At 69.0% G+C, this 26324-nt stretch carries 28 protein-coding genes; 13 read left to right on the forward strand and 15 right to left on the reverse strand.

Annotated features, from left to right (window positions below; genetic code table 11):
- The first annotated feature begins 1 nt into the window (after nt 1).
- Nucleotides 2-1213, forward strand: a complete 1212-nt coding sequence (locus ACTJLF_RS11430) for an OmpA family protein (protein ID WP_132797545.1) — start codon at nt 2-4, stop codon at nt 1211-1213.
- 76 nt (nt 1214-1289) lie between these two features.
- Here ACTJLF_RS11430 and pdxH read toward each other — a convergent pair whose 3' ends face one another.
- A complete protein-coding gene (pdxH, locus tag ACTJLF_RS11435; RefSeq protein WP_132797547.1) occupies nt 1290-1943 on the reverse strand; it encodes a pyridoxamine 5'-phosphate oxidase in 654 nt (217 codons plus the stop codon).
- Nucleotides 1944-1972: 29 nt separating this feature from the next.
- On the opposite strand from pdxH, the gene ACTJLF_RS11440 reads away from it, so the two are divergent.
- A complete protein-coding gene (locus ACTJLF_RS11440) occupies nt 1973-2542 on the forward strand; it encodes a nucleotidyltransferase family protein (protein ID WP_440883092.1) in 570 nt (189 codons plus the stop codon).
- Between the two features lie 27 nt (nt 2543-2569).
- Here the strand turns inward: ACTJLF_RS11440 and ACTJLF_RS11445 are convergent, their stop codons facing one another.
- A complete protein-coding gene (locus ACTJLF_RS11445) occupies nt 2570-3109 on the reverse strand; it encodes a superoxide dismutase family protein (RefSeq protein ID WP_019654866.1) in 540 nt (179 codons plus the stop codon).
- The gene (locus ACTJLF_RS11450; RefSeq protein ID WP_126185527.1) at nt 3106-3804 is read right to left on the reverse strand and encodes a gamma-glutamylcyclotransferase; all 699 of its coding nucleotides are present in this window, start codon (nt 3802-3804) and stop codon (nt 3106-3108) included. The genes ACTJLF_RS11445 and ACTJLF_RS11450 overlap by 4 nt, the downstream gene beginning before the upstream one ends.
- A 135-nt stretch (nt 3805-3939) precedes the next feature.
- Between ACTJLF_RS11450 and ACTJLF_RS11455 the strand changes: the two genes are divergently transcribed.
- From ACTJLF_RS11455 to ACTJLF_RS11470, 4 genes are all read left to right on the forward strand, one after another.
- Nucleotides 3940-4530 (forward strand): OmpA family protein, encoded by a 591-nt coding sequence (locus ACTJLF_RS11455; RefSeq protein ID WP_440883093.1) that lies wholly within the window; start codon nt 3940-3942, stop codon nt 4528-4530.
- Between the two features lie 202 nt (nt 4531-4732).
- The gene (gene edd, locus ACTJLF_RS11460; protein ID WP_440883094.1) at nt 4733-6583 is read left to right on the forward strand and encodes a phosphogluconate dehydratase; all 1851 of its coding nucleotides are present in this window, start codon (nt 4733-4735) and stop codon (nt 6581-6583) included.
- A gap of 53 nt (nt 6584-6636) precedes the next feature.
- On the forward strand, nt 6637-7272 hold the full coding sequence (gene eda / locus ACTJLF_RS11465; RefSeq protein WP_440883095.1) for a bifunctional 4-hydroxy-2-oxoglutarate aldolase/2-dehydro-3-deoxy-phosphogluconate aldolase: 636 nt from the start codon (nt 6637-6639) through the stop codon (nt 7270-7272).
- An 11-nt stretch (nt 7273-7283) separates the two neighbouring features.
- Nucleotides 7284-8015 carry a haloacid dehalogenase type II gene (locus ACTJLF_RS11470; protein ID WP_132755473.1) on the forward strand — a complete coding sequence of 244 codons (732 nt, stop codon included), beginning with the start codon at nt 7284-7286 and terminating at the stop codon, nt 8013-8015.
- Between the two features lie 29 nt (nt 8016-8044).
- On the opposite strand, the gene ACTJLF_RS11475 is transcribed toward ACTJLF_RS11470, so the two are convergent.
- The 7 genes from ACTJLF_RS11475 to ACTJLF_RS11505 all read right to left on the reverse strand — a co-directional run bounded on the left by ACTJLF_RS11475 (nt 8045) and on the right by ACTJLF_RS11505 (nt 14226).
- A complete protein-coding gene (locus ACTJLF_RS11475) occupies nt 8045-8599 on the reverse strand; it encodes a DUF1697 domain-containing protein (protein WP_440883096.1) in 555 nt (184 codons plus the stop codon).
- A 22-nt stretch (nt 8600-8621) separates the two neighbouring features.
- Nucleotides 8622-9035: a lactoylglutathione lyase gene (gloA, locus tag ACTJLF_RS11480; protein ID WP_440883097.1), complete on the reverse strand. Its 414-nt coding sequence runs from the start codon at nt 9033-9035 to the stop codon at nt 8622-8624.
- A 62-nt stretch (nt 9036-9097) separates the two neighbouring features.
- Complete coding sequence (locus tag ACTJLF_RS11485; RefSeq protein ID WP_354421439.1) at nt 9098-9781, reverse strand: glutathione S-transferase family protein; 684 nt, start codon at nt 9779-9781, stop codon at nt 9098-9100.
- 114 nt (nt 9782-9895) lie between these two features.
- Entirely contained in the window at nt 9896-10588 is a 693-nt protein-coding gene (locus ACTJLF_RS11490) for an ABC transporter ATP-binding protein (RefSeq protein WP_440883098.1), read from the reverse strand.
- The gene (locus tag ACTJLF_RS11495; protein WP_440883099.1) at nt 10585-12267 is read right to left on the reverse strand and encodes an ABC transporter permease; all 1683 of its coding nucleotides are present in this window, start codon (nt 12265-12267) and stop codon (nt 10585-10587) included. Before ACTJLF_RS11495 ends, ACTJLF_RS11490 begins: the two co-directional genes overlap by 4 nt.
- Nucleotides 12268-12412: 145 nt before the next feature.
- Nucleotides 12413-13474 carry a Fe(3+) ABC transporter substrate-binding protein gene (locus tag ACTJLF_RS11500; RefSeq protein ID WP_019654877.1) on the reverse strand — a complete coding sequence of 354 codons (1062 nt, stop codon included), beginning with the start codon at nt 13472-13474 and terminating at the stop codon, nt 12413-12415.
- Between the two features lie 203 nt (nt 13475-13677).
- Complete coding sequence (locus tag ACTJLF_RS11505; protein WP_440883100.1) at nt 13678-14226, reverse strand: PaaI family thioesterase; 549 nt, start codon at nt 14224-14226, stop codon at nt 13678-13680.
- A 75-nt stretch (nt 14227-14301) separates the two neighbouring features.
- Here ACTJLF_RS11505 and ACTJLF_RS11510 point away from each other — a divergent pair, with 75 nt between their 5' ends.
- The 4 genes from ACTJLF_RS11510 (at nt 14302) to ACTJLF_RS11525 (ending at nt 18390) form a co-directional block, all read left to right on the forward strand.
- Nucleotides 14302-14757 (forward strand): MarR family winged helix-turn-helix transcriptional regulator, encoded by a 456-nt coding sequence (locus ACTJLF_RS11510; protein ID WP_019654879.1) that lies wholly within the window; start codon nt 14302-14304, stop codon nt 14755-14757.
- 123 nt (nt 14758-14880) lie between these two features.
- On the forward strand, nt 14881-16194 hold the full coding sequence (locus ACTJLF_RS11515; protein ID WP_354421435.1) for an MFS transporter: 1314 nt from the start codon (nt 14881-14883) through the stop codon (nt 16192-16194).
- Nucleotides 16195-16212: 18 nt separating this feature from the next.
- Nucleotides 16213-17634 (forward strand): MATE family efflux transporter, encoded by a 1422-nt coding sequence (locus tag ACTJLF_RS11520; protein ID WP_126185536.1) that lies wholly within the window; start codon nt 16213-16215, stop codon nt 17632-17634.
- Nucleotides 17635-17673: 39 nt separating this feature from the next.
- Nucleotides 17674-18390: an SDR family oxidoreductase gene (locus ACTJLF_RS11525; RefSeq protein WP_019654882.1), complete on the forward strand. Its 717-nt coding sequence runs from the start codon at nt 17674-17676 to the stop codon at nt 18388-18390.
- Between the two features lie 43 nt (nt 18391-18433).
- Here ACTJLF_RS11525 and ACTJLF_RS11530 read toward each other — a convergent pair whose 3' ends face one another.
- The 5 genes from ACTJLF_RS11530 to ACTJLF_RS11550 form a co-directional block, all read right to left on the reverse strand.
- A complete protein-coding gene (locus tag ACTJLF_RS11530) occupies nt 18434-18745 on the reverse strand; it encodes a hypothetical protein (protein WP_019654883.1) in 312 nt (103 codons plus the stop codon).
- Between the two features lie 196 nt (nt 18746-18941).
- Nucleotides 18942-19679: an aldolase gene (locus ACTJLF_RS11535; RefSeq protein WP_132755457.1), complete on the reverse strand. Its 738-nt coding sequence runs from the start codon at nt 19677-19679 to the stop codon at nt 18942-18944.
- 29 nt (nt 19680-19708) lie between these two features.
- Nucleotides 19709-20359, reverse strand: a complete 651-nt coding sequence (locus ACTJLF_RS11540; protein WP_440883101.1) for a 2-dehydro-3-deoxy-6-phosphogalactonate aldolase — start codon at nt 20357-20359, stop codon at nt 19709-19711.
- On the reverse strand, nt 20356-21264 hold the full coding sequence (locus ACTJLF_RS11545) for a 2-dehydro-3-deoxygalactonokinase (RefSeq protein WP_440883102.1): 909 nt from the start codon (nt 21262-21264) through the stop codon (nt 20356-20358). Before ACTJLF_RS11545 ends, ACTJLF_RS11540 begins: the two co-directional genes overlap by 4 nt.
- Nucleotides 21265-23001, reverse strand: a complete 1737-nt coding sequence (locus ACTJLF_RS11550; protein WP_440883103.1) for an IlvD/Edd family dehydratase — start codon at nt 22999-23001, stop codon at nt 21265-21267. It lies immediately after the preceding gene.
- A 149-nt stretch (nt 23002-23150) separates the two neighbouring features.
- On the opposite strand from ACTJLF_RS11550, the gene ACTJLF_RS11555 reads away from it, so the two are divergent.
- The 3 genes from ACTJLF_RS11555 (at nt 23151) to ACTJLF_RS11565 (ending at nt 26308) form a co-directional block, all read left to right on the forward strand.
- Nucleotides 23151-23894: a FadR/GntR family transcriptional regulator gene (locus ACTJLF_RS11555; RefSeq protein WP_019654888.1), complete on the forward strand. Its 744-nt coding sequence runs from the start codon at nt 23151-23153 to the stop codon at nt 23892-23894.
- Between the two features lie 94 nt (nt 23895-23988).
- On the forward strand, nt 23989-25371 hold the full coding sequence (locus ACTJLF_RS11560; RefSeq protein WP_019654889.1) for an ABC transporter substrate-binding protein: 1383 nt from the start codon (nt 23989-23991) through the stop codon (nt 25369-25371).
- Between the two features lie 46 nt (nt 25372-25417).
- Nucleotides 25418-26308 carry a carbohydrate ABC transporter permease gene (locus tag ACTJLF_RS11565; RefSeq protein WP_019654890.1) on the forward strand — a complete coding sequence of 297 codons (891 nt, stop codon included), beginning with the start codon at nt 25418-25420 and terminating at the stop codon, nt 26306-26308.
- Nucleotides 26309-26324: the final 16 nt, after the last annotated feature.

Raw genomic sequence — 26324 nt, forward strand, 5'->3', positions numbered from 1 at the left:
AATGCTGATGACGACCACCATCCAACGAGCCCGCCTGGCGCTGCGCATGCTCGCGCTGTGCGCCGCCGCCGTGCTCGCCGCGGCCTGCGCGCACCGTCCCGCGACCGGCAACGCCATGCCCTTCGACCAGGCGGTGAACCAGGCGGTGGACGACCTGATGGTGCAGACCCAGAAGCTGCCGGCCTTCCTGGCCAAGGTGGAGTCGACGCTCACGCAGCGCCGCATCGTGATCGACCCGCTGCTCGAGGGCGCGAGCGGCCAGCAGACGGAGGTGACGCGCGTGGCCGAGCAGCGCATCGTCCAGCGCATGCAGGCGCAGTTCAAGCAGTTCACTGTCTCGCCATTCAACGCGACCGAGATCGGCAACGCGCAGTACGTGCTCAACGGCACGCTGGTGCGCGACAAGGACGCCTCTGGTGCACCCTACCGGCTGAACCTGGCGCTCACCGAGATCAAGAGCGGCGTGGTGATCGCGCAGTCGGTGACGCGCATCAGCGACGCCTCGCTCGACACACGCCCCACGCCCTTCTTCCGCGACAGCCCGGTGAACGGCAAGGACCGCGGCGTCGAGGGCTACATCCGCACCGCCGAGACCCAGCCCGGTCAGGCCGCAGACGCGCTCTACCTGGAGCGCCTGCCCACCGCCACCGTGCTGCAGGAAGCCACCGCCGCCTACGAGGCCGGCCGCATGAGCGAGGCGCTGAGCCGCTACGAGGCCGCGTCGAAGCGGCCCGATGGCCAGCAACTGCGCATCTACAGCGGGCTGTACCTCACGCAATCGCAGCTCGGCCGCACGGCCGACGCCGAGAAGACCTTCGGCACCATCGCCCGGCTGGGGCTCGAAACCAACAACCTGAGCGTGAAGTTCCTGTTCAAGCCGGGCTCGACCGACTTCCTCGCCGATCCGAAGATCAGCGCCGCCTATCCGATGTGGCTGCGCCAGATCGCGCGGCAGGCGGCGCAGATCGATTCATGCGTGGTGGTCACGGGCCACACCAGCCGCACCGGCTCGGAAGCGGTGAACGAGCGGCTGTCGCTGCAGCGCGCGGCGAGCGTGAAGTCGAAGCTGGTGGGCGAGGCGCCGCCGCTGTCGAAGAAGCTGCGCGAATCGGGCATGGGCTTTCGCGAGAACATCGTCGGCACGGGCGCCGACGATGCGAGCGACGCGCTGGACCGGCGCGTCGAGTTCAAGGTCGTCGCTTGCGAGGCTTGATTCGGTCTCGGCTTGCGGGCAACACCTGCGGCCCGGCGAAGCCGGTTCCGCAGTGTTCCTTGAATGATTGGTGGGGTCAGGGAGCGAGGCGTTCGCGTACCCAGTCCGCGCCTTCGAGCCTGTAGCGCAGCCGGTCGTGCAGCCGGCTCTTGCGGCCCTGCCAGAACTCCCAGCGGTCGGGCACCAGCCGGTAGCCGCCCCAGTGCGGCGGGCGCGGCGGGGAGAGCAGGTGCTTGGCGGCGTAGAGGGCCGCGTTCTTCACCAGCACGTCGCGGCCGCTGATCACCTCGCTCTGCGGGCTGGCCCAGGCGCCGATGCGCGAGTCGAGCGGGCGGCTCGCGTAGTAGGCGTCGCTTTCCTCGGCGCCGGCCTTCTCGACGCGGCCCTCGATGCGCACCACGCGCTCCAGCTCGACCCAGTGGAACTGCAGCGACGCATACGGATTGCCCGCCAGCTCGCGGCCCTTGCGGCTCTCGTAGTTGGTGTACCAGACGATGCCGCGCGCGTCGTAGCCCTTGATGAGCACGATACGGCTCGAAGGCCGCAGGTCGCTGCCGACGGTGCACAGCGTCATCGCGTTGGGTTCGGGCACCTGGCCCTCGACGGCCTCCGTGAGCCAGCGTTCGAACTGTTTCAGCGGATCGTCGGCGCTGCGGGTCTCGTCGAGCTCGGCGCGCTCGTAGCTCTTGCGCAGCGCGGCCAGCTCGTCTTTGGAAAGAGGAGAAGTCATGCCGGGATTGTTGCGCACATACTCGGCCCATGACGACGCAGAAGGCGAATTCCCTGGTGGTGATCGTGCTGGCTTCCGGCCGCGGCGAGCGTTTCATCGCGGGCGGCGGCACCGGCTCCAAGCTCAGGGCGCTGCTGGCCGGCAGGCCGGTGCTGGAACGCACGCTCGACGCGGTGCGCGCCAGCGGACTGCCCTGGCACGTTGAAGACGCGGGGCATCCCGGCATGGGCGATTCGATCGCGGCCGCCGTTCGCGCCACTGCGCAAGCGCAGGGGTGGCTGATCCTGCCGGGCGACCTGCCGCTGGTTCGGCCGGGCACGCTTCAGGCCGTGGCGGCCGCGCTCGGCGGTGCGGTGAATGCCGTCCAGCCGCAATACCAGGGTGAGCGCGGCCATCCGGTGGGTTTCGCCGCGGTATGCGGCGCCCAGCTGGCGGCTCTGGAGGGACCCGCCGGCGCGGCCTCCGTGCTGCGGGCGATGCGCGCCGCCGGCTCGGTCGCCGATCTGGCGGTGGACGACGTGGGCGTGGTCACCGACATCGACACGCCCGAGGCCCTGGCGCGGGCCGAGGCGCTGTGGCTGGCGCGCGAAGGCGCCTAGCCTTTCTTCATCTTTCCTGTCGCCCGATCAGGGCTTGCCGATCACCGCGCAGGCGATGCGCGGGCCGGAGTTGCCCGAGGGCTGGGTCGTGAAGTCGTCGGGATCGCGGTGCACCACCAGCGCACGGCCGATCACGCTGTTGGCGGCGCCGGGGGTGAGCGAGATCGAATGGTCTTCGAGGCTGAAGCGCGCCACGCCGCTGGAATCGGCCCGCAGGCTGGGCAGTTCGCCGGCATGGCTGCCCGGCGCGCCGAACTTGCCGTGCGTGCCGCCGGTCGGGTTGAAATGGCCGCCCGAGGCATTGCCGTTGTCGCCGCAGTCGCCCTTCTCGTGGATGTGGAAGCCGTGCTCGCTGCCCGGCACCAGGCCGCGGACCTCGCCGGCCACGCGCACGCCGTGATCAAGGGCGGTGAAGGTCACCGTGCCGCGCGTCGGGTTGGGCGTGATCGCGGCGGTCGGCACCAGCTCGACCGCGGTGCTGGGCTTGCCACCCATGCTGCCGCAGGCGGCCAGGATGGCCGAGGCGAGGAGGGCGGAGCCGGTGGCGATGAGACGGCGTTGGTTCATGTGTTTTCCTTGTCGGGTCTGGAAGGTTGGGAGGAAGTCTTGTCCGCTGACCCCGGAACATATACCGGAGCCTGCGGCGTATCGCAATCAGCGGCGTTCTCCGGGGGAGGCTGCTCTTTCAGCTCCGCCAGCGCCACCAGGCGGGCCAGCGCGGCGTCGTGGATCGAGTGGCGCCGCAGTTCCATCAGGGTCTGCTGGGCATAGTCGAGCGAGCTGCCGTAGCGGCCGACCGCGTGGGCGAAGATGTGGCGGTAGCGCTCGTCGCTGAGCTCGCCGGTGAAGTTGGGGCTGCGCCGCGAAAGCGTGAACGCCAGCGCGCGCACGTCGCCTTCGGCGGTGCCGCAGCGCAGCCACCTGGGGTCGTACACGCCGGTGGGCATCTCGCGCAGCCAGAGCCGGCGCAGGGTTTCGAGGCCGTCCGCCCTGGGCACGCGGAACACCATGCCGCGGCAGCTGCCCCCGGAGAGCAGCCCGAAGACCAGCCCGGGCGTCTGCACGCTGCCCCGGTTCACGCGGCTCCACATCTTCAGCGCGCGGTGCCAGCCGTGCACCCAGGCCGGACGGCGCTCGGTGAAGCCGAATTCGGGCCGCCAGATGAGCGAGCCGTAGCCGAAGAGCCAGAGGTCGTCGCGCCCGCCCCAGTCGGCGATGGCGCGCTCCAGCATCGGCTGCGGGTCGCGCAGGGGCGCGGGCATGGGATCGAGCCCCGGCGGACCGGGGTTCGGCGCCGGCTCTGACACGGAAGTGCCGGAGCCGCCACCTACAATTTCCTGATCATGGTTCACCGCACCATTATTTACCGGCCCCTTTCCTATGGAGCAAGACCCCCGATGAGCGACGACGACAGCCAGCAGAACTTCATCCTCGGATTCGTCATGGCGTTGATCGCTTTGGTGATCCTGTTCGTGGTGGGCATCGTGATCTGGCACAAGGGGCACAACCCCGCGGCGGCGGCAGCGGCTGCAGCGGCCGCCGCGCAGGCTTCGGCGGCACCGCCGGTCGCGGTGATCGTGCCGGCCCAGCAGGGCAATGGCACCGCGGCGCCCAGGGTGGCCGAGGTCACCGAGACCGTCACCGTGGTCATCCCCGACGGTGCGAGCATCCGAGTGACCGACGGCGTGGTGAACTTCTATTTCGCCACCGGCAGCGCCGACCTCGCACCGGGCGCCGCCGAGGCCCTGGCTACCGTCATCAAGGGCGTGGAGAGCGGCCGCAAGGCGGTGATCTCGGGCTTCCACGACACCACCGGCGATGCCGCCATCAACGAGCAGCTCGCGAAGAAGCGTGCCGAGATGGTGCGCGACGTGCTCGTGGGCCTGGGCGTCCCGGCCGCCAAGGTCGACCTGCAGAAGCCCGCCGTCACGGCCGGCACGGGCAACAACGCCGAGGCGCGCCGCGTCGAGGTCAAGCTGGTTGACTGAGCGGGCGATCGAGCCTCTGCGCCCAGAAGAGGAAGCCCGGCCATGCCGGGCTTTTTCATGCGCGCTGGCCGGTGGAGGGCAAATAGGTAAATTCGTATTGCCATGCGCCCGGATTTCATCGGGCATTCGGGCCTGACTTGTTACCATGAGCCTCCAGGCCCGAAGTCGCCCGGGCGACAGCGGCCAGAGCCATCGACTCCCCATGAGCAGCAGCACCCACCCCACCGTACGCGACGTCACCGACCGCATCCGCGAGCGCAGCCAGGGGCTGCGCGGCGCCTACCTCGACCGCCTGGCCGAGATCCGCGGGCGCGACCGCGGCTCCGACCGCATGGGCTGCGCCAACGTGGCGCACGCCGTGGCCGGCATTCCGGCCAACGACAAGTTCCGCGTGGTCGCCGAGCGCGCGCCCAACATCGGCATCGTCACCGCCTACAACGACATGCTCTCGGCCCATGCGCCGTACCAGGGCTACCCCGACATCATCAAGAACGAGGCCCGCGGCCTCGGCGCCACCGCCCAGGTGGCCGGCGGCGTGCCGGCCATGTGCGACGGCGTGACCCAGGGCACGCCCGGCATGGAGCTGAGCCTCTTCAGCCGCGACGTCATCGCGATGAGCACCGCCGTCGCGCTCACGCACGACATGTTCGACGCGGCGCTCATGCTCGGCGTGTGCGACAAGATCGTGCCCGGGCTGCTGATCGGAGCGCTGCACTTCGGCCACCTGCCCACGGTGTTCGTGCCGGCCGGGCCGATGCCCTCGGGGCTTTCGAACAGCGCCAAGTCGAAGGTGCGCGAGCAGGCGGCGCAGGGCCTCGTCGGCCGCCAGGGCCTGCTCGAGGCCGAGATGGCCGCCTACCACACGCTCGGCACCTGCACCTTCTACGGCACCGCCAACAGCAACCAGATGCTGCTGGAGGCCATGGGCCTGCACGTGCCCGGCACGGCCTTCATCCAGCCCGGCGACGCGATGCGCGAGACGCTCACGCGGGAAGCCGTGCGCACGGTGCTGGGCAAGGCGGGCAATGCTCCCTTCGACTGCCCGCCGATCGGCGTGATGGTCGACGAGCGCTGCATCGTCAACGCCATGGTCGCGCTGCTCGCCACGGGCGGTTCCACCAACCACCTGATCCACTGGGTGGCCGTGGCGCGCGCCGCCGGCATCCTGATCGACTGGGACGACTTCTCGAAACTCTCCGACGTGGTGCCGCTGCTGACCCGCGTCTACCCCAACGGCAGCGCCGACGTGAACGAGTTCCAGGCCTCGGGCGGCCCCGGCTTCGTGATCGGCGAGCTGGTCGAGGGCGGCCTGATGCACGCCGACGTGCTGACGGTGCGCTCGGGCGGCATCCGCGAATTCGCGAACATTCCGTCGCTGGCGCAGCAGGCCGGCGAGCAAGGCAGCCAGCGCCTGCAATGGACTCCCGCCGCGCCGCTGAAGAACGAGGCCGTCACCCGGTCGGTCGGCAACCCTTTCAGCGCCACCGGCGGCCTCAAGCTGCTGAGCGGCAACCTTGGCCGCAGCGTGATCAAGGTGTCGTCGGTGCCCGACGACCGCCACGTCATCGAGGCGCCTGCGCGCGTGTTCGACTCGCAGGCCGCGCTGCAGAAGGCCTTCACCGCCGGCGAGCTTGAGCGCGACGTGGTCTGCGTGGTGCGCTGGCAGGGTCCGCAGGCCAACGGCATGCCCGAGCTGCACAAGCTCACGCCGCCGCTGTCGGTGCTGCAGGGCAAGGGATTCCGCGTGGCGCTGGTCACCGACGGCCGCATGAGCGGCGCGTCGGGCAAGATCCCGGCCGCGATCCACGTTTCGCCGGAGGCCGCCGCCGGCGGGCCGCTGGCCAAGGTGCGCGACGGCGACCTGATCCGCCTCGACGCCGTCGCGGGTACGCTCGCCGTGTTGCTGCCCGAGGACGAATGGGCCGCCCGCGAGGTCGCCACCATGTCCGAGGCGCAGCGCATCGCCGACGGCCACGGCCTGGGCCGCGAGCTGTTCGCAGGCATGCGCCGCAATGCACTGGCCGCCGAGGAGGGCGCCTGCACCTGGCTGTGACCAGGGCTGTCCTCACAGAGCGCGATGCATACGTAACCGATTGGAGCCAGGAAATGACTGAAAGACTCACCCCCCTCGACGTGATGCGCGACGCACCGGTCATCCCGGTCATCGTGCTCAACGATGTGAAAGACGCCATCCCGCTCGCGCGCGCCCTGGTGGCCGGCGGCATCCGCATGCTCGAGGTCACGCTGCGCACGCCGCAGGCGCTGCAGTGCATCGAGGCCATCGCCAAGGACGTGCCCGAGGCCGTGGCCGGCGCCGGCACCATCCGCAGCGCGGCCGATGCACAGGCCGCGGCGCTGGCCGGCGCGAAGTTCGGCGTGAGCCCGGGTTACACGCGCTCCGTCGGCAAGGCCTGCCACGACATCGGCCTGCCGCTGCTGCCCGGCGTCGCCACCGGCAGCGAGATCATGACGGCGCAGGAAGACGGCTACACGCAGCTGAAGTTCTTCCCCGCGCTGCAGGCCGGCGGCCTTCCGATGCTCAAGGCATGGCAGGGCCCGTTCGGCGACGTCACCTTCTGCCCGACCGGCGGCATCCATGCCGGCAACGCGGCAGAGTTCCTCGCGCTGGCGAACGTGGCCTGCGTGGGCGGCTCGTGGATCGTGCCGACCGACGCGATCCGCGACGGCGACTGGGCCCGCATCGAGCAGCTGGCACGCGCCGCGAGCCAGCTGCCGCGCTGAGCGTCGTCGCCATGAGCAGCGCGGATTTCGACGCGAGCGATCTCAAGGTCATCGCATTCGACGTCTTCGGCACGGTGGTCGACTGGCACAGCGGCATCGCCGCCGAGGTCGAGCGCGTGTTCCCGGGTGTCGACGGCGCGGCGTTCGCGCTCGCGTGGCGCGCCGGCTACCAGCCGGCCATGAAAGCGGTGATGGAACGCATCGCCGCGGGCGAGGGCGGCTTCACGCTGCTCGACGAGCTGCACCTGAGCATGCTCGACCAGGTGCTGCACGACTTCAGCCTGGCCGATCGCATCGAGGCTGGCGCCAGGCGCGACCTGAGCCGTGCCTGGCACCGCCTGCCGGCCTGGTCCGATTCGGTCGAGGGACTCTCGCGGCTGAAGAAGAAGTTCACCATCTGCACGCTGTCGAACGGCAACATCGGCCTGCTCACCGAGATGGCCAAGCGTGCGGGCCTGCCCTGGGACTGCATCCTGTCGGCCGAAGTGTTCAAGGCCTACAAGCCCGACCCGCGCACCTACCTTGGCGTGGCGGGGGTGTTCGACGCGACGCCCGGCCAGGTGATGCTGGCCGCCGCACACCACGACGACCTCGCGGCCGCGCGCGCCTGCGGCCTGAAGACGGCCTACATCGAGCGCCCGCACGAATTCGGCCAGGCCCGGCCGAAGGACGTCTCGCCGCAGCCGGACAACAACCTGCACGTGCGCGACATCAACCAGCTGGCCGACCTGCTGGGCTGCTGAGCTGCCGAGGCCCTGCAGCGGCTGCTCGCTCAGTCGCCCAGCAGCTTCTCCACCGTGCGCAGGTTGCGCGTCGTGGTGCTCGACTTGTAGCGGGTCTTGGCGAGCAGCTTGGCCACGGGCGTGTCCAGGCTCTCGCCGCGCGGGCATTGCCAGTACAGCACGCCCTTGCCGCGTTCGAGCCGCTCGGTATCGGCATCGACCGTGCCTGCCTTTTCCATGATCTCGTCGAGCATCGCCTTGTCGGAGCCGAACACGATGTACGGATGGCGCTCATCGTCGATGCGTTCGAAGGGGTAGGCCGCGGCGATCTCGGCCACGGTCTTCTGCGTGAGCAGCACGATCCATGCGTCGTAGCCGAAGCGCTTGCGCAGCGCCTGCTCGATGCGGCTGCGCAGCGCGGCGCCGCTCTCATCCGTGTCGAACAGCACGTTGCCGCTGGCGAGCACCGTGCGCACCGCAGCGAAGCCCAGTTCGACGAAGAGCGCCTTCAGCTCGGCGCTCTTGATGGTGATGCCGTTGACGTTCACGCCGCGCAGCAGCGCGACCTGTCGCGTTGTCGCGGGCTGCTTCTTCGCGGTTGCCATGGCGGCGTCGGCCCCGGGGCCTTCAGCGCAGGCCGCCGCCTGCGGCGTTCTCGTCACGCTGGATGAGTTCGATCTTGTAACCGTCAGGGTCGGTGACGAAGGCGATCACGGTGGTGCCGCCCTTGACCGGGCCGGCCTCGCGCGTCACGTTGCCGCCGGTGGCCTTGATCTTCTCGCAGGCCGCGTAGGCGTCGGGCACGCCGAGCGCGATGTGGCCGTAGGCGGTACCGAGTTCGTAGCTCTCGGTGCCCCAGTTGTAGGTGAGCTCGATCTCGGCCTGGTCGGGATTGCCGTTGCCGTAGCCGATGAAGGCGAGGCTGTACTTGTACTCGGGGTTTTCGGAAGTGCGCAGCAGGTTCATGCCGAGCACCTTGGTGTAGAAGTCGATGGAACGCTGCAGGTTGCCGACGCGCAGCATGGTGTGGAGGAGTCGCATCTCGTGGTGCCTTGTAGTCGTGGAGAGGTAAGCCCGCTATTGTGGGCCTGCGGGCGCCGCGATCAAGCGGCCAGGGTCAACAGGTGGGCCTGGTGGCGTTTCAGGAACTCCATCAGGTGCTGCGGGTACTCGGGCACCACCGCCTCGCGCACGCTGGGGCGCACGGCCAGCGCCTTGCGCCATGCATCCACCTTGGGCAGGGCATCGAAGATGTGCGAGTCGCTGATCGCATCGAACACCTCGAAGTAGCGGAACACCGGCGCGAAGACCGCGTCGACGAGGCTGAAGCTGCCGCCCGCGAAGTAAGGGCCTTCGCCCAGGGCCGCTTCCACGCGCTGGAACTTGGCGAGCAGCGCCTGCCGCTTCTGCTCGAAGACGGCTGCGTCCTGCGTGGTCTCGTAGCCCCACAGGTCGCCGAGGATGGCCGAGCCGAACTCCATCCATGCGCGGTGCTGGGCGCGGGTGAGCGCGTCTTCGGGATGCAGGCGAGCGCCTGGCTGCGTTTCCTCGAGGTATTCGCAGATCACGTTGCTCTCGAAGAGCACGGCCTCGCCGCCCTCGGGCCGGCGCGCCTTCAGCAGCGGCACCTTGCCGAGCGGCGAGATGTCCAGGAACCATTGCGGCTTGTTCGCGAGGTCGATCACGATGCGCTCGAAGGGCACGTTCTTCTCGCGCAGCGCGATCGCGGCGCGCTGCACGTAGGGGCACAGCAGGTGGCTGACGAGGGTGAGGGATGGCTGGCTCATGGGGCTCTCCGTTTGCTGGATCGGTTGTGTCTGGATCGCGGCGATTCTTGCGATCCCGAACAACCTTTTCCCGGAAAGCCCATTCGAAAAACGGGCGGCTGTGATAGGGGTGTGTCAGGGGGCCGCGGTTGCCGTGTCGATCCAGTGCGTGATGCGCCCGCCGTGCATCACGCCGATGCGGTCCGCCATCGCGTGGGCCTCGGCCTCGTTGTGCGTCACCAGGATGGCCGTCTGCCCCGCCCGCTTCAGGATGCCGCGCACTTCCACGGTCAGCCGCTCGCGCGTGCCGCCGTCGAGGTTGGAGAAGGGCTCGTCGAGCAGCAGCAGGGCGGGCGATGGCGCGAGCGCACGTGCCAGTGCGATGCGCTGCTGCTGGCCACCGGAGAGCTCGTGCGGATAGCGCTCGCCGGCATCCGCAAGGCCGACCAGCGCGAGCATCTCGGCCACGCGCGACTGCTGCTGCGCGCGCCCCAGCCGGCGCAGCCCGAAGGCCACGTTCCGCGCGGCCGAGAGGTGAGGGAACAGCGCGTATTCCTGGAACATCATGCCCACGCGCCGCTGCTCGGGCGGCAGGTGCGTTTGCACGGACGACAGCAGCGCGTCACCGAGGCGGATCGTGCCCGCGCGCAGCGGCTCGAAGCCCGCGATGGCGCGCAGCACCGTCGTCTTGCCGCATCCGGAAGGGCCGAAGAGGCAGGCGATGTCGCCCGCGTGCAGTGCCAGCGAGAAGCCGTCGACGACCGTGTGCGGGCCGCGCGGCGTGTCGTAGGCCAGCCTGATCGCGTCGAGGTGGAGTGGGGAGCTCATTTCAGTGTCTTCTCTGCAGCCATGGTCGCCGAAGGCGTGCCCAGCTGGTTGCGCGCGAGCAGCACCACGGGCAGCAGGCCTGCGAGCACGATGGCGAGCGCGGCGACCGCGCCTTCCTCGTAGGTGCCTCGCGCGGCCTCGGCATAGAGCCAGGTGGCCAGGGTGTCGAAGTTGGCGGGCCGCAGCAGCAGCGTGGCCGGCAGCTCCTTCATCGCATCGACGAAGACCAGCAGCGCCGCGGAGGCCAGGGCGGGGCGAAGCAGCGGCAGGTGCACGCGGCGCAGCGTGCCGGCGGTGGTCTCGCCGAGCAGGCGCGAGGCCTGTTCGATGGCGGGCGGAATGCGCGAGAGGCCGGCCTCGATGCCGCCGACCGGCATGGCGAGAAAGCGGATCGCGCAGGCCACGACCAGCACCACGCCGCAGCTCATGAGCGGCAGGCCCTGCCAGCCGAAGGCCGTGGCCAGCGCCGAATCGAAGGCCAGCGCCGGCGTGAGCAGGCCGATGGCCAGCACCGTGCCCGGCACCGCGTAGCCCAGCGTTGCCGCGCGCGCCTGCCAGCGGCCGCGCGTGGGCCCCGAGCCCTGGCTGCGCGCTGCCCAGGCGACGACCAGGCCGGCCGCCACCGCGACCGCCGTGACTCCCGCGGCCAGCGCCAGCGTGTTGCCCAGGCTCGCGACCAGCCCCTGCGAGATGCCGCCGCCCTGGCGCAGACGCTTGGCGCTTTCCCAGACGAGGTACGCAGCAGGTGCCACGAAGCCGATCAGCACCGGCAGCGATGCGGCGGCCGTTGCGGCCCATGCCGCCGCGCCATGCAGCCGCCGCGCCTGCACCGCGCGCATGCGCTGCGACGAGCCGAAGCGCTGGTGCCGCCGGCCGTTGCGCTCCAGCCAGACGAGCGCGATCACCACGAACAGCATCGCGCAGGCGATCTGAGCGGCGCCCGCGAGGTCGGACCGCGTGATCCATGTCGTGTAGACCGCGACCGTCAGCGTGTTCACGCCGAGGAATTCGGAAGCGCCGATGTCGTTGAGCGTCTCCAGCAGCGCAAGGCTCAGACCCACGGCCAGCGCAGGCCGCGCCAGCGGCAGCGCCACGCGGAAGAAGGCGCCGCGCCGGCTTTCGCCGAGCATGCGCGCGGCCTCCATGAGGTGCGCGGGCTGCGTCATGAACATCGCGCGCGCCGTCATGTAGACGTACGGATAGAGCACGAAGCCGAGCACGAAGATCGCGCCGGGCATCGAGCGCAGGTCCGGCAGTCGGAACTGCCGCGGGCTGTCGAAGCCCAGCATCCAGCGGATCGCACCCTGCACCGGGCCGATAGGATGAAGCAGGTCGAGGTACGCGAAGGCGACGATGTAGGTCGGCATCGCCAGCGGAAGCAGCAGGGCCCAGTTCAGCATGCCGCGCCCGGGGAAGTCGTGTGCCGTCACCAGCCATGCGCAGCCTGTGCCGATCACCAGCACCAGCGTGCCGACGCCCGCGAGCAGCACGGCGGTATTGAGCGTGGCCTGCGGCAGCACGTTGGCGAACAGCGGCCCCCAGTGGCCCAGGCCCGAGCCGAAGGCCAGCCACGCCAGCGTGAGCACCGGCGCGAGCACGCCGATGGCGATCAGGAAAGACGCGCAGCGCCAGGCCGGGCCTGCGGCTTGCAGGCCCGCGTACCGACCGCCTATGTTCATGCGAAGCAAAAGATGCCTGTGCGCGCGCTCTGGTTCTTGCGAGGAACACCGTGGAACCGGCTTTGCCGGCCCACCGGTGCTGCCCCCGGACGGGGGATGGCGCAGGCGACGCTCAGTGCGCTGCAGCCATGGGGGCGAACCACGCCTACTGGTCGAAGCCGACCTTGTCGACCAGGGCGCTGGCCTGCTTACGGTACTTGGCGATCTCGGTCAGCGGCAGCGGATCGACCTTCAGCTCGCCGATGGTCTGGCCGATGATCGGGTCGAGGGCCACGCCCTTGCGCACCGGGTACTCGTAGTTGGCCTGCGCGTACAGGGCCTGGGCCGGCTCCGACACCAGGAACTCGAGCAGCTTGACCGCGTTGGCGCGCTGCGGCGCGTTCTTCGCCACGGCCGCGCCGCTGATGTTGACGTGCGTGCCGCCGCTCTTGGCATTGGCGAAGGTCGGGCGCACCACCTTGATGGCGTCGCCCCACTTGCGCGCGTCGGTGCCTTCCTTGGCGCTCTTCATCTGGCCGACGTAGTACGAGTTGGCCAGGCCCACATCGCAGATGCCGCCGAGGATGTCGCGCGCCACGTCGCGGTCGCCGCCGGTGGCCTTGCGCGCGAGGTTGGCCTTCACGCCGCGCAGCCACTGCTCGGCCTTGGCTTCGCCGTCGTGCGCGATCAGCGCGGCCACCAGCGCGGTGTTGTAGGGATGCTGGCCTGCGCGGATGCAGACCTTGCCCTTGTACTTGGGGTTGGCCAGGTCTTCGTAGCGGAAGCTGGTGAGCGGCAGGCTCTTGTCGGCGTAGAGCACGCGTGCGCGCATCGAGAGCGAGAACCACTGGCCGTCGGCACCGCGCAGGTTGGCCGGAATGGCGGATTCGAGCGCGGCCGACTTCACGGGCTGCGTCACGCCGCCGTCGACCAGGTCCATCAGGTTGCCGATGTCCACCGTCATCAGCACGTCGGCGGGCGAGCGAGCGCCTTCGGCCTTGACGCGCTCGAGCAGGCCGTCCTTCACGAAGACGGTGTTGACCTTGATGTTGCTCTGCGCGCTGAAGGCGGCGATGAGCGGCTGGATCAGCGCCGGCTCGCGCGTCGTGTAGAGCGTGAGTTCTTCGGCGGCCTGGGCGGGCAGGGCAGTTGCGGCCAGCCAGGCTGCGCCTGCGCCAAGCAGTGCGCGCGCGGCGCGGCCTCGGACGCGCGGGCGTTGTTCGGTCATGAGGATCCTCCAGGAGCGGGTGTTCTAGAAAGCTCCGGCGCCGGCGGCGGATGGTGGGCCGCCGGCATCGCGTGTTGCGACGGCCGGATGAGAATAATTATCACTGGCTGCCTGGATCGCGACGCCTTTGGACTTACAGGTTGAAGGCCTACTGTGGATCGACGAGCCCGAAGCGGTCCTCCTTGGCCCGCTGGCCTCGTGGCTCAGCGCGCCGGCGGCACCTCGAAGACCAAGCAGGTGGTCGTCGCGTGCGCGTACAGCGTGCCGTCGGGGCCGTAGAGGCGGGCCTCGGCAGTGGCCAGCTGCTTGCCGCAGTGGATCACCTTGCCTTCGGCGCGCACCCGCTGCACCTTGGGCGTGAGGCCCTTCACGTAGTTCACGCCCAGTTCTGCGGTGGTGTAGGCGCGCCCGGGCGGCATCATCGTGTGCACCGAGCAGCCCAGGGCGGAGTCGAGCAGCGTGGCGACCCAGCCGCCGTGGATGGTGCCCAGCGGGTTCAGGTGCTGCGGCAGCGGCGTGCCCTGGAAGATGGCAACGCCCGCGCGCACTTCGAGGATCGTGAAGTCCAGCGTTTTGGCGATGGCGGCGTAGGGAATCTCTCCTTCGAGCATCGCCTGCATGATCTCCAGGCCGGTCTTGCCTGCGATCTGGTCGGGGCGGGCGAGGCCCGGGCCCGGACCCCCTTCCAGGCGGCTGATGATCTTCTGTTCCTCGGCGATCCATGCGTCGAGCTGGCTGGTGGCTTGTGTCATGCCTGTGTTCCTTCTGGGGGCATTGTTCGGGGATGGTGATTGCATATGCAATAGTTGCACATACAATAATAGCCCATGGACACTCCCGCCAAGCCACGTGGCTGCACCAGCTTCAAGGTGCGACAGCTTTCGCGACGCCTCTCGCAGCACTACGACGCCGAGGTATCGCAAAGCGGCCTTAAGACCACGCAGTACTCGCTGCTGTCGCATCTTGCGCGGCTCGGTCCCTCCCGTCCGGTCGACCTGGCGGCCGAACTCAAGATGACCGCCTCCACCCTGAGCCGCAACCTGCAGCCGCTGATCGCCGCAGGCTGGATCGCGCAGAGCGCCGGCGCCGACGCGCGCAGCCGCCTGGTGCAGCTCACCGAGGAAGGCGAGGCCAAGCGGCGCGAGGCCCTGGCGCACTGGAAGACCGCGCAACAGAAACTGAACGCGCTGCTGGGCGTCGAGCGTGTGCTCGCGCTGCACCTGCTGATCGACGAGGCCATGGAACTGCTGGGCGGCGATGAAGAGCCCGCCAGCGACGACTGACCCCTCAACTTCTTCTTCACCCACGACCAACCCGCTGATCGTGCGCCCGGGCGCGCGAGGGACCCCTTTCGCTTTTTTTCCGGCTTTTCCTTCCTCCCAATCAATTCCAACAGCAGAGGCCCCATGTTCGCCACACCCGTTTCCGCATGGCTGCAGCGCCGCGGCATCCACTACGGCTGGATCGTCGCCGCCATCACCTTCCTCACCATGCTGACCATGTCGGCCGCGCTGGGCCTGCCTGGCGCGATGCTGCAGCCGCTGGGCAAGGAGTTCGGCTGGAGCACCGAGCAGATCTCGTCCTCGCTCGCGCTTCGCTTCGCACTCTTCGGCCTCATGGGGCCCTTCGCCGCGGTGCTGATGGAGCGATATGGCCTGCGCGCGGTGGTCTGCACCGGCCTCGCGCTGGTCGGGCTGGGCATGGCGCTGGTCACCATGGCCTCGCAGCTGTGGCAGCTCTTCGTGCTCTGGAGCCTGATGCTGGGCCTGGGCACCGGCATGACGGCGCTGGTGCTCGGCGCGGTGGTGGCCAACCGCTGGTTCGTCGCGCGGCGCGGGCTGGTGGTGGGCATGCTCACGGCCAGTTCGGCGACGGGGCAGCTGGCCTTCCTGCCGCTGGCGGCCTGGATGATCGAGCACTGGGGCTGGCGCTCGGCCGTCGCGCCGATCGTGGTCGGCACCATCCTCATCGGCCTGCTGGCGCTGCTGCTGATGCGCAACCGGCCATCCGACGTGGGCCTGCTGCCCTACGGTGAGAAGCCGGGCACGCAGCCGGCGGCGCCCGCTGCGGCCGCGCCTGCGATGAATTTCGCAACGCCCTTCCGCGTGCTGAAGGAGGTGTCGACCAACCGCACCTTCTGGGTCCTGGCAGGCACCTTCTTCATCTGCGGCCTGAGCACCAACGGGCTGGTGCAGACGCACTTCATCTCGCTGTGCGGCGACTACGGCATGAGCGCCGTGCCCGCCGCCTCGGTGCTCGCGATGATGGGCGCCTTCGACTTCGTCGGCACCATCCTCTCGGGCTGGCTCTCCGACCGCTACGACAACCGCAAGCTCCTCTTCTGGTACTACGGCCTGCGCGGGCTGTCGCTCTTCTGGCTGCCGCACTCCGAATTCACCATCTACGGCCTGGGCATCTTCGCGATGTTCTATGGCCTCGACTGGATCGCCACCGTGCCGCCGACCGTCAAGCTCGCGGGCGCCGCCTTCGGCCCCGCCAAGGTCGGCCTGGTGTTCGGCTGGGTCTTCGCCGCGCACCAGCTGGGCGCCGCCACGGCCGCTTACGGCGCCGGCTTCGCACGCACGCTGCTGCTGACCTACACCCCGGCGCTCTACACCGCCGGCGCGGCCTGCCTGGTGGCGGCGCTGATCGTGATGACCATCCGCCGCCCCGCGGCCAAGTCCGGATCGCCGGCCACGCCGGCCGCTGCCCGCGCCTGAACCGGGAGGGCTCCAGCCATGACTGCACCCCAAGCCTCCACCGAACTCGATCCACGCACGCGCCGCCTGCTCGAGGCGCCCATCGTCCCCACGCTGCTGCGCCTGGCCGCGCCCAACGTGCTGGTGATGGTGGCCCAGGCCTGCGTCGGCCTCATCGAGACCTACTTCGTCGGCAAGCTAGGCACCGACGCGCTCGCCGGCATGGCGCTGGTGTTTCCCATCGTGATGCTGATGCAGATGACCTCCAGCGGCGCCATGGGCGGCGGCATCGCCTCGTCCATCGCCCGCGCGCTCGGCGCGCGCCGCCGCGACGATGCGAACGCGCTGGTGTGGCATGCCATCGTCATCGCGCTGGGCTTCGGCCTGTGCTTCACGCTGGCGCTGCTCTTGGGCGGGCGCTGGCTCTACGGGGTGATGGGCGGCACCGGGGCCGCGCTGGAAGCCGCGCTCACGTACTCCAACTGGGTGTTCGCGGGCGCGACGCTGGTGTGGCTCTTCAATTCGCTCGGCGCCATCATCCGCGGCACCGGCAACATGTCGGTGCCGGCCAACGTGACGGTGGTGGGCGTGGTGTTCCTCATCCCGGCATCGCCGCTGCTGATCTTCGGCATCGGGCCGCTGCCGGGCATGGGCATCGCGGGCGGCGCGATCGCGCTGCTGCTGTACTACCTGCTGGGCTCCATCGCGCTCATCGCCTACCTTCGCTCGCCGCGCAGCCTGCTCAAGCCCACGCTCGACGCGCTGAAGCTGCGCTGGCCGCTGTTCCGCGACATCCTGCGCATCGGCCTGGTGGGCGCCGTGTCGACGGTGGCGACCAATCTCTCCATCGGCATCGCCACCGCGCTGACCGGCCATTTCGGCTCGGGCGCGCTGGCGGGCTACGGCACGGCCTCGCGGCTCGAATACCTGCTGGTGCCGCTGGTGTTCGGCCTGGGCGCGCCGCTGGTGGCGATGGTCGGCACCTGCATGGGCGCGGGGCTGCGCGAGCGGGCGTTGCGCGCCACCTGGGCCGGCGCGGCCCTGGCCTTCACGCTCACCGAGACGATCGGCCTCGCGGCGGCGTTGTTCCCGCGCCCATGGCTGCTGCTGTTCGGCAACGACCCGGCGATGCTGGAGACCGGTTCGCACTACCTGCGCGTGGTCGGGCCGATGTACGGCCTCTTCGGCGTCGGGCTGGTTCTGTACTTCGCCTCGCAGGGCGCGGGCAGGCTGCTGTGGCCGATGCTCGGCAACATCGCGCGCCTGGCAGTGGCGGCCAGCGGCGGCTGGCTGGCGCTGAACTGGGGCGCCGGTCTCACCGGCGTGTTCGCAGCGCAGGGCGTGGCGCTGGCGGTGTACGGCATCGTGACCGCATCGGCCATCGCGGGCGGTGCGTGGTTCGGCCGCGTGGGCTGGCCGCGCACCACCACAGGACTGCTGCGGCGCATGGCTCAGGCCTGAAATCCATCGACTCATCCACCTACCAACGAAAGACTCGTCATGAAAATCAAGGACTCCGTGGTCTTCATCACCGGCGCCAATCGCGGCCTCGGTCTCGCCTTCGCGAAGGCTGCGCTCGCCGCGGGTGCGCGCAAGGTCTACGGCGCTGCGCGCGACCCGAAGAGCGTCGACCTGCCCGGTGTGACGCCGGTCGCGCTCGACGTGACGCAGCCCGCGCAGATCGAGGCGGCCGTACGCGCCTGCGGCGACGTGACGGTGCTGGTCAACAACGCGGGCATCTCGCGCGGCTCCAGCTTCCTGGGTTCGCCCGATGCGGTGGCCGCAGCGCGCGCCGAGTTCGAAACCAATTTCTTCGGCCCCTGGGCGCTCACGCAGGCCTTCGCGCCCGTGCTCGCGGCCAACGGCGGCGGCGGCGTGATCAACGTGCTGTCGGCGCTGGCCTGGACCACCTTCCCGAGCGTGGCGACCTACAGCGCGACCAAGTCGGCCGCATGGTCGCTGAGCAACGGGCTGCGCAACGAACTGGCCAGGCAGGGCACGCAGGTCACGAGCCTGCACGTGGGCTACATGGACACTGACATGGCCTCGCACGTGCAGGGCATCCCGAAGGCATCGCCCGACGAGGTCGCCCGCCAGGCATTGGCCGGCCTGGAAGCAGGCAAGGCCGAGGTGCTTGCCGACGAGACTTCGCGGCAGCTCAAGCAGGGACTGTCGAGCCCGACACCGCCCTACGCCAGCGTGCCCCAGGCGGCCTGAGCGGAAGACCCGGGCGCGAGGCCCGGGCCTTCATTCATGCCGCTCAGTAGCGGTAGGGATTGTTGGGACGGCGGTCGTAGCGGTTGGGCACACCGTCGCCGTCGTTGTCCCTGCGGCCATAGCGGCGGCGGTCGTCCCAGCGGCGGTCGTAGTGATGGCCATGGCGGTAGCCGGGGCCGTAGTAATGGCGCGGCGGAGGCGGCGGCGCGTAGTAGCGGCGCGGCGGTGGCGGCGGCGGAACGACGTACACCTGTGCCTGGATGAACGAGCCGCCCGTCTGTGCCTGGGCGGGTGCGCTGATGGCGGCCAGCGAGAGCAGGGCCGCGGCGCCGAATGCGAAAGTGAGCTTTTTCATCTGATCCCCCGGTTGTGAATTGGAGCCTTCATCCTCGCGGCCTTTTGTTAAGTTGCTGTAAGGCTTGAGCGAAATCGGATGAAGAGCTGTAAGCCGGTGCGCGCAGAGCGCGGCACGGGCGAGACACAATTGTGAAGAGAGTTTGCCCCGCGGAGCCCGTCCGCGGGGTAGGCCGTCGGCTCTATCGGCCGAAGGCTCAGCCGCGCGGTGCGGGCAGGAGTCGGCGCAGTGCCTCGAAGAACAGGTCGGACTGCTCGCGCTCGCCCTGGATCTGCGCCGCCACGTGGGCGGCCAGCTTCGGGTCCACCGGCGCCAGCGGGCGACCGGTCGACTGCGCGATCACCTGGTGCAGGCAGGCGCGCTCCAGGTAGTAGAGGTCGTCGTAGGCATGGGCGATGGTGCCGCCGGCCACGATCACGCCGTGGTTCGCGAGGAAGGCCACGTCCTTGCCGGCCATTGCGCGCGCGATGCGCTCACCCTCGGCGTCGTCGAGCGCGAGGCCGTTGTATTCGGCGTCGATGGCGATGCGGTTCATGTAGCGCATCGCGTTCTGGCTCGCGGTCGGGTCGAGCGCGCGGTCGACCGTGATCGTGAGCGCCGTGGCGTACGGCATGTGGCAGTGCAGCACCACCGCATGGCCGGTGAGCCGGTGCACCGCGCCGTGGATGAAGAGGGCGGTGGGCTCCACGCGGTGGCGGCCCGCCAGCACCTCGCCGTGAACGTCGATCAGCACGATGTCGTCGGGGCCGATCTCGCTCCAGTGCAGGCCGCGGGGGTTGATGAGGTAGCGGTCCTGCGCGCCCGGCAGCATCACGCTGAAATGGTTGCAGACGCCTTCCGACAGTCCGTGATGGTCGGCGGCGCGCAGGGCGAGGGCGAGGTCTTCGCGCAGCTTCCGGACGGCGGGGCTGGCGTAGAGGGCATCGGCGGACATCGGTGGGGGTCTCCTGTTTCTTCTTGGGGTCAGGCGAGCGTGAGGCCTTGCCAGGCCGCGACGAATTTCCGGGCGTCCTCGCGCACCGCCGCGGCCTGCTTGCCGGGCTTGTAGAGCGAGGAACCGATGCCGAAGCCGGCGGCACCGGCCGCGCGCCATTCGGCCATGTTGGTGGGAGCGATGCCGCCCACGGGCATCACCGGCGTGCCGGCGGGCAGCACGGCCAGCAGGGCCTTCACCACCGCGGGCGAGGCCAGCTCGGCCGGGAACAGCTTGAGTCCCGTGGCACCGGCCGCGAGCGCGCCGAAGGCCTCGGTCGGCGTCATCACGCCGGGCAGGCACACCATGCCCAGGCGCACCGCCTCGGCGATGACTTCGGCATTGAAGTTGGGCGAGACGATCAGTTCGCCGCCCGCCTCATGCACCTCGCGCACCTGCCGGGCGCCGAGCACCGTGCCGGCGCCGACCAGCGCCTGCGGGAAGCGCTTGCGCATCAGCGCGATGCTTTCGAGCGGCTGCGGAGAATTCAGCGGCACTTCGAGCAGGCGGAAACCGGGCTCGACGATGGCGTCGCCCACGTCGGCTGCCTCGGCGGGCGTCAGGCCGCGCAGGATGGCCACCAGCGGCAACTCGCGCATCGCGGCGTTGAATTTGTCGAGAGGGGTGGTGGAAGAGGTCATGCCGCGGTCCTGTCGGAATCCAGAAAGCCGGACAGGGCGTGCAGCCCGGCCCAGGTGGCCTCGGAGCCCAGCGTGCGCGTGGCGACGCCGGTGGCGCGAAGGGCCAGCGTGTAGCGTTCGGTGAGGTTGGACGAGCCGATCAGGATCACCTCGCCCGATGCCTGCAGTGCCTGCGTGCGCAGCTCCTCGCCGATCAGCAGGCCCGAGAGGTAGCTCGACAGCTCCTGCTTCGGCATGCGTTCGAAAAGCGCCAGCGTGCGCGCGCCGAAGGCGTTGTGCAGCAGGCCGTGTCCGTTCTCGGAGCGGGTCACGCCTTCGAGGAAGGCCGCCTCGTCGAGCGGCGCCGAGGCGTCGAGCGTGCGCGCCAGTATGGAGTGCTGGCTCAGCAGCGCGTAGAACTCGCCCGTCATGTAGGTGCGAAAGCCCGCGACGCGGCCCTTCTTCACCGTGGCCCACTTGTTGTGCGTGCCGGGCAGCACGAAGAGGCCTTCGCTCAGGCCGGTGAGCTCCATCGCGCCGAAGATCTGCACCTCTTCGCCGCGCATCACGTCGGGCACGCCCGCATGCTCGTCGCTCAGGCCGGGCACCATCGCGATGCGCGCACCCGGGACGGCGTCGATGTCGATGATCGCGCGGCCCACTTCCACGCGGCCGGCGGGGCAGGCGCAGTAGGGCGCCTCCACCCAGCCCTGCTTGCTGCCGGCCATGCCGGAGATCAGGCTGCGCGCGCCTTCGAGGCGCATCCAGTCGCCGAACAACTTCTCGAAGACGGCGGGAAAGCCGCCTTCGGGCACGGTGAGAATGCCGCGCGCATCGCTGCGCTCCTCGAGCACCTTGCCGCTGGCGTCCAGCAGCGCACCGCGCAGTGAACTCGTGCCCCAGTCGATCGCTACCAGTCTTGTCATCTAGTGATTGTCGCGCGGCACGAAGGCGCCGCGGCGACCGCGCAGGAAGGCCAGGTCGGCGCCCTGGTCGGCCTGCAGCACCGTATCGACATACAGCTTCCAGTAGCCTGATTCGAGCGGCGCCTTGGGCGCGACCCAGCTGGCACGGCGCCTGGCGAGTTCTTCGTCGCTCACGTGCAGGTGCAGCCTGCGGTTGGGCACGTCGAGCTCGACGATGTCGCCGTCCTGCACCAGCGCCAGCGGGCCGCCCGCGGCCGCCTCGGGCGCGGTGTGCAGCACCACGGTGCCGTAGGCGGTGCCGCTCATGCGCGCGTCGCTGATGCGCACCATGTCGGTGATGCCCTTGCGCAGCACCTTGGGCGGCAGCGGCATGTTGCCCGCCTCGGCCATGCCGGGGTAGCCCTTGGGTCCGCAGTTCTTCAGCACCATGATGCAGTTCTCGTCGATGTCGAGGTTCTCGTCGTCGATGCGCCTGTGCAGGTCGTCGGCGCTCTCGAACACCACCGCGCGGCCCTTGTGCACCAGCAGTTCCGGAGTGGCCGCGCTGGGCTTGATGATGGCGCCGTTGGGCGCGAGGTTGCCGCGCAGCACGCAGATGCCGGCCTTGTCCTTGAAGGGCTCGGCCAGGGAGCGGATGACCTGCGGGTTGAAATTCTCCGCGTCCTTCACGTTCTCCCAGATGCTCTGGCCGGTGACGGTGAGGACGTCCTTGTGCAGGTGCTGGGCGATCTCCTTGATGACCACCGGCAGGCCGCCCGCGTAGCAGAAGTCTTCCATCAGGAACTGGCCCGAGGGCTGCAGGTTCACGAGGCAGGGCAGCTCGGAGGCGAGGCGGTCGAAATCCTCGAGCGTGAGTTCGACGCCCATGCGTCCCGCGATGGCCAGGAGGTGGATCACGAAGTTGGTCGAGCCGCCGATGGCCGCGTTGACCTTGATCGCGTTCTCGATGGCCTGGCGCGTGAGGATCTTCGACATGTTCATGTCTTCATGGACCATGCCGACGATGCGCCGCCCCGCCTGCCGCGCGAGCACGTTGCGGCGGCCGTCAACGGCAGGGTATGCCGCGTTGCCCGGCAGGCCGATGCCCAGCGACTCGACCATGCTCGCCATGGTGCTCGCGGTGCCCATCGTCATGCAGTGGCCGTGGCTGCGGTGCATGCAGCTCTCGGCCTCGAAGAAATCCTGCAGCTTGAGCGTGCCGGCGCGCACCTGCTCGCTCATCTGCCACACGCCGGTGCCGGAGCCCAGCTCCTGGCCGCGCCACTTGCCAGAGAGCATCGGGCCGCCCGACACGCCGATGGTCGGCAGGTCGACGCTGGCGGCGCCCATCATGAGCGCGGGCGTGGTCTTGTCGCAGCCCATGAGCAGCACCACGCCGTCGAGCGGGTTGCCGCGGATGCTTTCCTCCACGTCCATGCTCGCGAGGTTGCGATACAGCATCGCGGTGGGCCGCAGCAGCGTCTCGCCGAGCGACATCACCGGGAACTCGAGCGGGAAGCCGCCTGCCTCGTACACGCCGATCTTCACCTGCTCGGCGAGCGTGCGGAAGTGCGAGTTGCAGGGCGTGAGTTCGCTGAAGGTGTTGCAGATGCCGATGACCGGGCGGCCGTCGAACTGGTCGTGCGGCACACCCTTGCCCTTCATCCAGCTGCGGTAGATGAAGCCGTCGCGGTCGTTGCGGCCGAACCATTGCTGGCTGCGGAGTTCTTCGGGTTTCTTCCTTGGGGCGGTGCTCATCGGATGTCTCTCTTTGTTGTCGAAACCTGGGCCCGATCGTCAGGGTTTGTCCTGCCGGTGGGGCGTTTCAATCATCATATGATAAGCCCGCACAACGCGCCGGACCCTTAGTGTTTTCGAGCGACGCGATACCAGTTTTCACATCACGCATGATCAAGAACATCCACGGTCGCACGCTCGAACTCCTCGGTGAAGCCGTGGTGTCGGGCCGCTATGCGATCGGCGCGTCGATCCCTTCCGAGCCCGTGCTCGGCGAGGAACTCGGCGTGAGCCGCACCGTGGTGCGCGAGGCCATCAAGTCGCTGGTCGCCAAGGGCCTGATAGTGACGGGCCCCAAGGTCGGCACGCGCGTGCTGCCCAAGGACAAGTGGAACTGGTTCGACCCCGACGTCATCACCTGGCAGGCGCGCGCCGGCCTCACGCCTGAATTCCTTCGCGACCTGCAGGACCTGCGCCGCGTGGTGGAGCCCGCGGCCGTGCGCCTCGCCGCGGAGCGCGCCACCGAAGAGGACATCGGCGAGATCGAGCGCGCCTTCGCGGGCATGAAGGAGGCCGTCGAGAACGGCGGCGACTACGTCACCTTCGACCTGCGTTTCCACAACGGCCTGCTGGCCGCGGCGCGCAACCGCATGCTCGCGCAGATGAGCAAGGTGCTCAACGCGCTGCTGCGCACCAGCTTCGAGATATCGACCACCAAGCCCGATGGCCCCGCGCTCTCGCTGCCGCTGCACCGCGAGGTGCTCGACGCCGTGATCGCGCACGACCCGGACAGATCCGAGCGCGCGATCATCCGGCTCATCGACGGCGCACGCCAGGACATCGAGGACGTGCTGGGCTCGCGCCGCCGCCTGCCGCGCCTGAGCAGGCCGCCGCCCAGGCTCAGGGCCAGCTAGCCGCACCGGCGGCCTTCGCGTTTCACGTCCGGTTCTTTCACCCCACGCTCGCACGACGAGCCAATTCCACCCAGAAGAGAAGGAGACAACGTCCATGAAACTCGTCAAGTCGCTGATCGCGCCGACGCTGGTCGCGATGGGCCTGCTGTCGGCAGGCCACGTCGCCGCGCAGGAAAAACTCACCGTCTGGTGGGTCAAGGGCTTCTACAAGGCGGAGGACGACGCGCTGTACGCCGCCATCAAGAAGTTCGAGGAGAAGAACAAGAACGTCAAGATCGAACTCTCGCAGTACCCGATCCAGGACATGATCCCCAAGACCGTGTCCGCGCTCGACTCGGGCAGCCCGCCCGACGTGGCGTACGCCGACGTGTACGACTTCCAGGTCACCGGCAAGTGGGCCTACGACGGCAAGCTCGAGGACATCAGCAGCGTGCTCACGCCGATGAAGGACCGCTTCGCGCCCAACACGCTGGAGACCACCTACCTCTACAACGACCAGACCAAGGGCAAGGCGTACTACGCCTTCCCGATCAAGCAGCAGACGATGCACATCGAGTACTGGCTCGACATGCTCGCCGAGGCCGGCTTCAAGGAGTCCGACGTTCCCACCGGCTGGAAGGACTACTGGGCGTTCTGGTGCGAGAAGGTGCAGCCCGCCAGCCGGCAGAAGAGCGGCAAGCGCAACTTCGGCATCGGCATGCCGATGGGCGTGGATTCGAGCGACGCGTTCTATTCGTTCCTCACCTTCATGGACGCCTACAACGTCAAGCTGGTGGACGACAACGGCAAGCTGCTGGTCGACGACCCGAAGGTGCGCACCGGCCTGATCGGCGCGATGACCGACTACACCATGCCCTACACCAAGGGCTGCACGCCGCCTTCCTCCACCAGCTGGAAGGACCCGGACAACAACGTCGCCTTCCACAACAAGACGACCGTGATGACGCACAACGCGACGATCTCCATCGCCGCCAAGTGGCTCGACGACTCGAACAACGCCTCGCTCACGCCCGAGCAGCGCGAGGAAGCGCGCAAGAACTACACCGAGCGCATCCGCACGGCCGGCTTCCCCAACAAGCCCGACGGCAGCAAGATGGTCTACCGCACGGCGGTGAAGACCGGCGTGATCTTCAAGGACGCAAAGAACAAGGCCCGCGCCAAGGAGTTCGTGTCGTTCCTGATGCAGGAAGAGAACCTCACACCCTACGTCGAGGGTTCGCTGGGCCGCTGGTTCCCCGTGACCAAGGCCGCGCAGCAGCGTGACTTCTGGAAGGCCGATCCGCACCGCCTGTCGGTCTACAACCAGTACGCCGCCGGCACCGTGACCTTCGAATTCACGAAGAACTACAAGTTCACCGTGCTCAACAACGAGAACGTCTGGGCCAAGGCCATGAACCGCATCGTCACCGACAAGGTGCCCGTGGACAAGGCCGTGGACGAGATGATCGCCCGCATCAAGACGGTGGCGGGGCAGTAAGCCGCGCAGAGGCACCCGCCGGCACTTTCACCACCAGCAGCACGCCATGAGCAGCGCAACTGCCACCACCACCGCCGCCGCGCCGAGCACCCCGGCGCCTGTCGTCAATCCCGGAGCGCGGCATGCGCGCTGGCAGTTCTGGGGCGCGGTCATGGTCGTGCCCTACCTGCTGGTGTTCGTGGTGTTCGTGCTGTACCCGGTGGGCTACGGCCTCTGGCTGGCCCGCCAGCCGCAAAGCTACGTGAAGCTGGTCGAGGACCCGATCTTCTTCCGCTCCGTGATCAACACGGCCGTCTTCCTGGTCGTGGCGATCAACCTCAAGATGCTCGTGGCACTCGTGCTCTCGGGCTTCTTCGTGACCTCGCGCTGGTGGATCAAGATCGTCTCGGCGATCTTCATCCTCCCGTGGGCGATGCCTTCCATTCCCACGATCCTGTCGATCCGCTTCATGCTGAACCCCGAGTGGGGCGTGATCAACAGCACCATCTTCCGCCTGACCGGCGCCGACGGCCCCAACTGGCTCAACGACCCTTCGCTGGCACTGGCCTTCGCGATGATCGTGCACATCTGGAAGTCGCTGCCGTTCTGGACGCTCATCCTCGTGGCGGGCCGCCTGGCCATTCCCACCGAACAGTACGAGGCGGCCTCGGTCGACGGCGCCTCCTCGTGGCAGAAGTTCCGCTTCGTGAGCTGGCCCGCGCTGAAGACGCTCTACATCACCTCGCTCATCCTCTCGATGATCTGGACGCTGGGCGACTTCAACAGCGTCTACCTGCTGACCGGCGGCGGGCCTGCCGACTTGACGCACGTGCTCGCCACGCTGGGCATCCGCTACCTGCGCCTCGACCAGGTCGACCTGTCGATGGCTTCCATCGTGGTGGCGATGCCTTTGGTCCTGCCACTCGTGTACTTCATGATGAAGAGGCTGTCGAAATGAGCCCCCACGTTCATCA

The sequence above is a fragment of the Variovorax sp. 22077 genome, assembly GCF_052044195.1.
Lineage (GTDB): Bacteria > Pseudomonadota > Gammaproteobacteria > Burkholderiales > Burkholderiaceae_C > Variovorax > Variovorax atrisoli.